Source organism: Advenella mandrilli (assembly GCF_016595155.1).
GTDB lineage: Bacteria > Pseudomonadota > Gammaproteobacteria > Burkholderiales > Burkholderiaceae_B > Advenella > Advenella mandrilli.
The window spans coordinates 1-7,289 of sequence record NZ_JAENGP010000030.1; the positions used below are offsets into that span (position 1 = coordinate 1).

6 protein-coding genes and 1 pseudogene are annotated in these 7,289 nt (G+C 49.4%); 4 read left to right on the forward strand and 3 right to left on the reverse strand.

Features of this window, described 5'->3' with window-relative positions:
- The 3 genes and pseudogenes from JHL22_RS15650 to pgi form a co-directional block, all read left to right on the forward strand.
- Nucleotides 1–391, forward strand: a pseudogene (locus tag JHL22_RS15650) (RNA-guided endonuclease IscB); the annotation flags it as partial.
- Nucleotides 391–1,644, forward strand: coding sequence for a nucleotide sugar dehydrogenase (locus JHL22_RS15655; protein ID WP_200239511.1), 1,254 nt, complete (start codon nucleotides 391–393; stop codon nucleotides 1,642–1,644). The pseudogene JHL22_RS15650 and the gene JHL22_RS15655, both read left to right, overlap by 1 nt.
- Nucleotides 1,644–3,305 carry a glucose-6-phosphate isomerase gene (pgi, locus tag JHL22_RS15660; protein WP_200239513.1) on the forward strand — a complete coding sequence of 554 codons (1,662 nt, stop codon included), beginning with the start codon at nucleotides 1,644–1,646 and terminating at the stop codon, nucleotides 3,303–3,305. The genes JHL22_RS15655 and pgi overlap by 1 nt, the downstream gene beginning before the upstream one ends.
- Before the next feature lie 148 nt (nucleotides 3,306–3,453).
- Here pgi and JHL22_RS15665 read toward each other — a convergent pair whose 3' ends face one another.
- From JHL22_RS15665 to JHL22_RS15675, 3 genes are read right to left on the reverse strand one after another with little or no spacing between them, the layout of a single operon-like run.
- Nucleotides 3,454–4,437, reverse strand: a complete 984-nt coding sequence (locus JHL22_RS15665) for a Bug family tripartite tricarboxylate transporter substrate binding protein (protein WP_200239516.1) — start codon at nucleotides 4,435–4,437, stop codon at nucleotides 3,454–3,456.
- A complete protein-coding gene (locus JHL22_RS15670; RefSeq protein ID WP_200239518.1) occupies nucleotides 4,434–4,931 on the reverse strand; it encodes a MaoC family dehydratase in 498 nt (165 codons plus the stop codon). The genes JHL22_RS15665 and JHL22_RS15670 overlap by 4 nt, the downstream gene beginning before the upstream one ends.
- 59 nt (nucleotides 4,932–4,990) lie before the next feature.
- Nucleotides 4,991–6,139 (reverse strand): CaiB/BaiF CoA transferase family protein, encoded by a 1,149-nt coding sequence (locus JHL22_RS15675; RefSeq protein WP_200239520.1) that lies wholly within the window; start codon nucleotides 6,137–6,139, stop codon nucleotides 4,991–4,993.
- Between the two features lie 104 nt (nucleotides 6,140–6,243).
- Between JHL22_RS15675 and JHL22_RS15680 the strand changes: the two genes are divergently transcribed.
- Nucleotides 6,244–7,149, forward strand: a complete 906-nt coding sequence (locus JHL22_RS15680) for a LysR family transcriptional regulator (RefSeq protein WP_200239522.1) — start codon at nucleotides 6,244–6,246, stop codon at nucleotides 7,147–7,149.
- Nucleotides 7,150–7,289 lie beyond the last annotated feature (140 nt).

Below are 7,289 nucleotides of genomic sequence, written 5' to 3' on the forward strand. Positions count from 1 at the left end.
CACCTTACAAGTAAATTGTACCGGGCGAGGCAGCTACCAGCGCACCCGTCTGAATAAGTACGGTTTCCCTCGGGGCTATTTGATGCGCCAAAAATCCGTCAAAGGCTTTCAAACCGGCGATCGGGTACGCGCTATCGTGCCGGACTCCAGTAAAAAGGCCGGAATCTATACCGGGCGCGTCGCCGTCAGGGCCGTCGGCAGCTTCAATATTCAAACCGGTAGAGAGATCGTGCAAGGTATCTCGCACAAATACTGCCGAATTATTCAACGTGGCGATGGCTACGATTATACAAGGATAGCCTACTTAAAAGGAGACGCAGGAATTGGGCATGGTTACCATGCCGCGCTATCCCTCCCCGCCCTAAAGGGCGAGGTTTCCCGCGCAAGTTGATGAAAGTGGCCATTTTTGGAAAAACGCTTTACGCCGGGGTGATGGCAGCCTTGCTGGCCGAATGTGGCCACCAGGTGTACTGGTGTGATGCCCGGCAGTGTGAACTGTTTAAGCAGCATTTCCCCGATGAAAGCGTTAACCGCTTGCTGGAAAAACAGTTTGCCAGCGGTTTTCTGGCGTGCAGCGAGTTGTCTGCCCTGCCGCTGGATATAGACGTGTATTTTTTCAGTTTTAGTCCGGCAGAAGAAGCGGCAGGCATGGCACTGTTACAGCAGCTGGCGCAACGCACGATTATTCACCCTAAACTCATGATTAACGCGTCCACCCTGGGCTTGCAGGGTACCAGCCGGCTTCGGCAAATACTGCCCAGTGATGACTGGATTTATCTGCCCGATATTATTCAGGAAGGCAAGGCGTTGAACAGTTTTTCGCAGGTAACACAGCTCATTGTGGGCGGTACCGATGCGGCCGTACAGAAAAAAGTGCGTGAGTTTTTACGCCCGCTCTTTCCCCGTGAGCAGCAATATTTGTTCATGCCCGTGCTGGATGCCGAATTTACCAAGCTAAGCATTTCTGGCATGTTGGCTACCCGCATTAGCTATATGAATGACCTGGCCGTGGTGGCTGAAAAGCTGGGTATTGATATTTCTCATGTGCGCCAGGGCATGGCGGCAGACAGCCGCATTGGCGCCGCGTATTTATACCCGGGGGCCGGTTTTGGCGGAGACAATTTCTCTCACGACATTTTAACGCTGTCCGATACGGTGTCTGACACCGGGGTAAAAAGCCGCCTGCTGGCACAGGTATGGGAGATTAACGAGCAGCAAAAAGAATTGCTGTTCAGAAAACTGTGGAATTATTATCATGGCGATCTGGCCGGTAAAACGGTGGCCATTTGGGGCGCTTCGTTTAAAGAAAATACGTCCAATGTGCAGCAGTCACCGGTTCATGTCATGCTAAAAGCCTTATGGGCCCAGGGCGTGACGGTAAAACTGCACGACCCGCAGGCCTTGCCTGAGATCTCGGCCATTTACGGGCAGCGCGATGACTTGGTATTGTGCAACAATCAATACGAGGCGGTTAAGGATGCGCATGCCTTATGTTTGCTGACCGCCTGGAAACAGTACTGGAGCCCCGATTACAAGTATTTGCTTCAGCATATGCAGCATCCCCTGGTGCTGGATGGTCGCAATATTTATGACCCCGAGTATGTCAAGGCGCAGGGCTTTGCCTATATGGGGGTAGGAAGATAATGAGTCACCGTATTCAACGTTTGCCATTTAACGATACCCAATCCGTGCTGGTCACTCTGGCCGAAGCCGGGCAACAGTTCCAGTCGCTTCATCTGAAAGATTTGTTTGCCAGGGATGCCGAACGTTTCACGCGTTTTCATGTGCGGTTTGATGAGGTTGTTTATGATTTCAGCAAACACCGGCTAGATCAAAAAGTACTGAACCGTTTGATTGATTTTGCCCATGCACAGGATTTATCGGGTTGGGTCAAACGGCTGTTTTCTGAAGAAGCCATTAATTACACCGAGCAGCGCAGTGTGATGCACTGGGCCTTGCGCCTGCCTCAGGATGACACCAGCCATCCGGTGCTGGCGCAGCAGGTTCATGCGCAATTGCAGCGCATGTTTGCCCTGGTTGAAAAAATTCACTCGGGCCAATACCGGGGTGCGACCGGCGAGGTAATCCAGGATGTGGTGAATATTGGCGTGGGCGGCTCAGACCTGGGGCCTTTGATGGCCTCACATGCCCTGGCCGATTTCAGGCAGGCAACGGTCAAACCGCTTAACATGCATTTCGTCTCCACCATGGATGGCAGCCAGCTGTCTGAACTGCTGCACCGGCTGCGCCCGGAAACCACCCTGTTCATTATTTCTTCCAAGTCGTTCAGCACCATCGACACCCTGTCCAATGCGCAAACCGTGCGTTTGTGGCTGGAAAAAGCCCTGGGGCAATATACGCAGGTGTTGCGACACCATTTTGTGGGTGTTTCCACCCGGCCCGACAAGATGACGGCCTGGGGCATCGCCCCCGACAACCAGTTCCTGCTGTGGGATTGGGTGGGTGGCCGTTATTCCCTGTGGTCATGCATTGGTTTGCCGATTGCCCTGTCTATTGGCGTGGAAGGCTTCAAGCAGTTTCTGGCCGGTGCGCATGCGATTGACCGGCATTTCCAGTCCGCGCCTTTTGCGCAAAACATTCCCGTATTAATGGGGCTGATTGGTGCCTGGAACAATAATTTTCTGGATATCCAGACCCATGCCATGCTGCCTTATGATGGCCGGCTGAAGTATTTTTCTTCTTACCTGCAGCAGCTGGAAATGGAATCTAACGGTAAATCCATCCAGCGCGACGGTCAGGCGGTCAACCTTGACACCTGCCCGATTATATGGGGCGAAGTCGGCCCCAATGCCCAGCATGCGTTTTACCAGTTGCTGCACCAGGGTACGCATGCCGTCAGCTGCGATTTCATTGCCCCGGTCAAGCGCTATAACGCCAACCAGTTTACCTATGCCGAAAATGCCGAGGCCCTGGTGGCGCAGCACCACCTGGCCCTGTCCAACTGCCTGGCCCAGTCGCGATTGCTGGCCTTTGGCAACCAGGCGCTGGGGGCCGATGTGCTGGAATCATTGCCCGCTTACAAGCAGTATGAAGGCAACCAGCCCAGCAGCACGATTTTACTCAATGAACTCAGCCCGTACAGCTTGGGCATGCTGATCGCGATGTATGAGCATAAAGTGTTTGTGCAATCAGTCCTGTGGAACATCAACCCCTTTGACCAATGGGGTGTGGAAAAAGGCAAGGAAATTGCCAACCAGCTGCTGCCGTTGTTGAATGGTGAGGGTGGTGAAATGGACGGACTGGATGCGTCTACACGAGGGTTGATTGAAGTTTTCTTGGGGTAATGGTGTGGAGACGGGAGTACAGTATCTGTCAACATAACTGCCAGCACTCAAAAAAAGAGAAATATATTTCCCATATATACTAAATAATATTATGTGATCTATATTTCTCTTTATTAAATTAGAAACGGCAGTAGCTCTCAATCTCCCCCTATTTTTTCTCAATATTCGCTGCTGCCATAATATCCGACCATTGCAAAATATCCCGGCCAATAAAGTTTCTAAACTGATCGGGAGACTTCAACTCCTCTTCAATCAACATGCCCTGTGCACGCAACTTGCTGGCAACTTCCTGATCCTGCAATACAGTTGTCAGTGCGGTATTGATGCGCTGAACCACCTCGGGGGGTGTTCCGGCCGGCGCAAACACCCCATACCAAGTACTGGCGGAGTAGTCCGGCAAACCAGACTCGGCAACCGTTGGAAGATCGGGCTCAATATCCAACCTGTCTTTACTGGTCACAGCCAGGGCCCGAACACTACCTTGCTGGATATGCGGTAGCAAGGTAGTCAAACTGGAAACCATAACCTGCACTTCATTTGACAACAACGCCGGAATTGCCTGACCCGCCCCCTTGTAAGGAACTTTGCTCATTTTGATATTGCTTTGCTGGTTCAGCATCTCGGTTGCCAGCTCGGTCACACTGGAAGTAGAGCCATAAAACGGCATGGTTTCACGGTGTTTGGTGTATTCAATAAACTCGGCCAGTGTCTTGACAGGCAAGGATGGATGCACCGCAATCACGTTTGGAGAAGATCCCAACAAGGTGATCGGTGTAAAGTCTTTTTCAGTATCGTAAGGAAGACTCTTGTAATAACTGGCATTAATGCTATGGGTCGTAGGTGCCAGCAATAAGATATGGCCATCCGCCTTATCCCTTGCGACTGAAGAAGCGCCGATAACGCCATCGGCGCCCGGTTTGTTTTGCACCACAACAGCAGTCTTCAACTGTTCACCAAGCGGTTTGGCGATCACGCGGGCCACATTATCAGCTGGCCCTCCCGCAGAAAACCCAACCACCAGCTGTATTGGTTGTTTCGGATAATTGCTTTGGGCATGGCTGGTATGGGCTACAACCCCACTAAGGGCAATAGCAAGCGCCAACGTTTTTATAACTGTTTTTTTCTGTCTCATGCCACACTCTCCTCTTGTCCTTCCTTGACTGCCGCTTTGCCTGGATCTCCGGCAAGCAAACGTTTGGCGGTATAGGTAATCACAACCGTACCATCCTGATTGATAATATTCACAATTGAATTAACCACAGCGCGACCATGCTTTGAAGTGGGTCTGATACTTTCAATACTAATGTGGCCATGAATCGTATCACCCACCCGCACAGGGGCCATCAGTTTTTTTGTCAGTTCAAGTAAGGCCATACCGGTTCCCTGTATCATGCCCTGTACAATCAGGCCTTCAATCAAGGTATAAGACAAGGCCCCTGGCACTACCCTGCCCTGAAGAACACCTTTATGGGTTTGATCGGTAAAAATAACCTCTGTCATCCCTGTCATGGTAATAAAGTTCATGAGATCCGTTTCTGTTACCGTTCTGCCAAACGTCACGAATTCATCACCTGCATTTAAGTCCTGCCAGTAAAAGCCATGGCCGATCATTTTTACTTTTGTCATTCTGTCTCCTTTCTTTGTTTGAATATATAAGCGTTAACTTGTTTGATCCCGGTACAGGTTTATGTACTTTCTATTGCTATTTCACTTAATATTTCTTCTGTGTGTTGCCCCAGCCGCGGCGGAACCCGGTTATATGGCCTTGCTCCATCAAACAACACAGGGGTACCCGGAAAACACAGGCTGCCCATACTCTCATCCTTGATGTGCTGAAAAAAACCAACCGCTTGCAAGTGCGGATCCTGCAACAAATCTTCGGGTTCATTGATATTGGCGGCCGGCACTTGCAAATCCTCAAGTAAAACCAGCCATTCGGCATTGGTTTTTTGCGTCAGAATTTCACCCAGTTTTTCATACACAAAAGAGGTATGTTCACTTCTTGCCGCGATCGACTGAAAACGCTGATCTTGCACCAACTGCGCATTACCGCTTGCCAATAACAAATCATTCCAGTGCTTATCGGTATAAGGCATTACACAAATATAGCCATCACGGGTGGCAAAAGGCTTGCGCCAGGCAGACAAGGCACGCGGATACCCCATTGCCCCTGTTTGCGGTGAAAAGGTAGCCCCATACATATGTTCTACCAGAGCGTAAGCAACCATTGACTCAAACATGGGCACCTCAACCACACTACCTACACCCAGGCGTTCCTTTTTAACCACCGCGGCAAGAATGGCACCAACGGCCTGCAGGCCTACCGTTTTATCGGCAACAATAGTCGGCAAGTAAAACGGTTTTTCCTGATTGTGACGTTGCGACAGGCTGGCTAACCCAGACATGCCCTGTATCACATCATCATAGGCAGGCCTGCCACCATAAGGGCCATTTTGTCCGAAGCCGGTCAGGCTGGTATAAATAATTGTCGGATTCTGCTCACAAATGGTTTGGGCATCTATTCCCAAGGCCTGCAATTTTTGTGGGCGGATATTATGTACCAATACATCAGAAGTTCGGATTAAGGCGTAAAGCTTTGCCAGGTCAGCGGGACTTTTCAGGTCAAGCACAATGCTGCGCTTGCCCCGGTTAACGCCCAGAAACAAAGTAGCCATATTTTCTTCCAGGGCCAGCCCGGTTCGCCTTGAATCATCTCCTCCTGGTGGTTCCACCTTAATCACATCGGCGCCGTATTCCGCCAGAATCTGTGTGGCATAAGGACCCATTACAACATTACACAAATCCACCACTTTAATGCCCTCTAACGGAAGCATGGTTTTCTCCTGGATGATTCAATGACAAGTTAAAAAAATAGTAGGCTGTTTATTAATAAACGTCTAATATAATTTACCTTATGATTAATCACATTATGTAATCAATGAATGATCGCCAAATACGCCACTTTATCGTGCTTAGTGAGCTCCTGAATTTCAGGCAGGCTGCTGAAAAACTGAATATTGTTCAGCCGGCCCTGTCCTCTTCGATTAAACGACTGGAAGCAGAACTGGGCGTCACGCTGTTTGAACGCACCACAAGAGAAATAAAGTTAACGGTAGCTGGCCAGAATATCCTCGTGGACTTCAGGAAAATCTTGAAAATCCTGGAAGCCGTGCGCCAGAAAGCCCAATCAACCCAGGAGGGTTTTTTTGATAATTTATCGGTTGGTTTTGTTGGATCGGCAAGCTACTCGTTATTATCTAGCGGAGTTTCCACCTTTCGCAAACAATACCCCAATATCAATCTTTCCCTGCAGGAATCAACGGGCAAGAAAATTTTTTCATTAATTGAAGATGAACTGATAGATATCGGTATTGTCAGGATCCCTACAGTATATAACCCTGGCATTACGGTCAAACCACTTAAGGATGAAAATTTTGTCCTGGTAGTACCCACACATAGCGAATGGGACCCTGGCAACAAGGTCAGTAAAGTTGCGCTGGAAGATTTTTCCAAGGCTCCTTTTGTTAACTTCGCCTTCAAGGAAGCCCCCATGTTGCATCTGGCAGTTATTAACATTTGCAAAGAAGCCGGTTTTATTCCGCAGATTGTCCAGGAAGCGATCCAAATGCAAACTATTATTACCTTGGTAGAGAGCGGCATGGGAGTGGGTTTGGTGCCTGCGGCTTGTATGGTTCACAAACCTGCCAGAGCCAAATTCCTTCATTTAAAAAAAATAACACCCTCCTGCAAAACCAGCCTGGCTCTGGCTTACAATGAAAACAACAAATCACTAACGAGTATGCGTTTTATTGACACGATGCTTAAGGTTGTGAAGCAGCAATAAATATGCCAGCCCCCCCCCTGTGTCAGACTAGTTGGAACCTCTACCGATGTTAGAATTTAACTCATCCTAAGATGGGGGCAAAGAAAAGGTTCCTATGAAATACTCACCCGAACGCCGCGAAGCGATACTGGCCAAATTAA

Excerpts from the sequence above, each read along its gene's own strand:
- JHL22_RS15655 (WP_200239511.1), top strand. The coding sequence starts at position 391 with ATGAAAGTGGCCATTTTTGGAAAAACGCTTTACGCCGGGGTGATGGCA.
- JHL22_RS15665 (WP_200239516.1), bottom strand. The coding sequence starts at position 4,437 with ATGAGACAGAAAAAAACAGTTATAAAAACGTTGGCGCTTGCTATTGCC.
- JHL22_RS15670 (WP_200239518.1), bottom strand. The coding sequence starts at position 4,931 with ATGACAAAAGTAAAAATGATCGGCCATGGCTTTTACTGGCAGGACTTA.
- pgi (WP_200239513.1), top strand. The coding sequence starts at position 1,644 with ATGAGTCACCGTATTCAACGTTTGCCATTTAACGATACCCAATCCGTG.
- JHL22_RS15675 (WP_200239520.1), bottom strand. The coding sequence starts at position 6,139 with ATGCTTCCGTTAGAGGGCATTAAAGTGGTGGATTTGTGTAATGTTGTA.
- JHL22_RS15680 (WP_200239522.1), top strand. The coding sequence starts at position 6,244 with ATGAATGATCGCCAAATACGCCACTTTATCGTGCTTAGTGAGCTCCTG.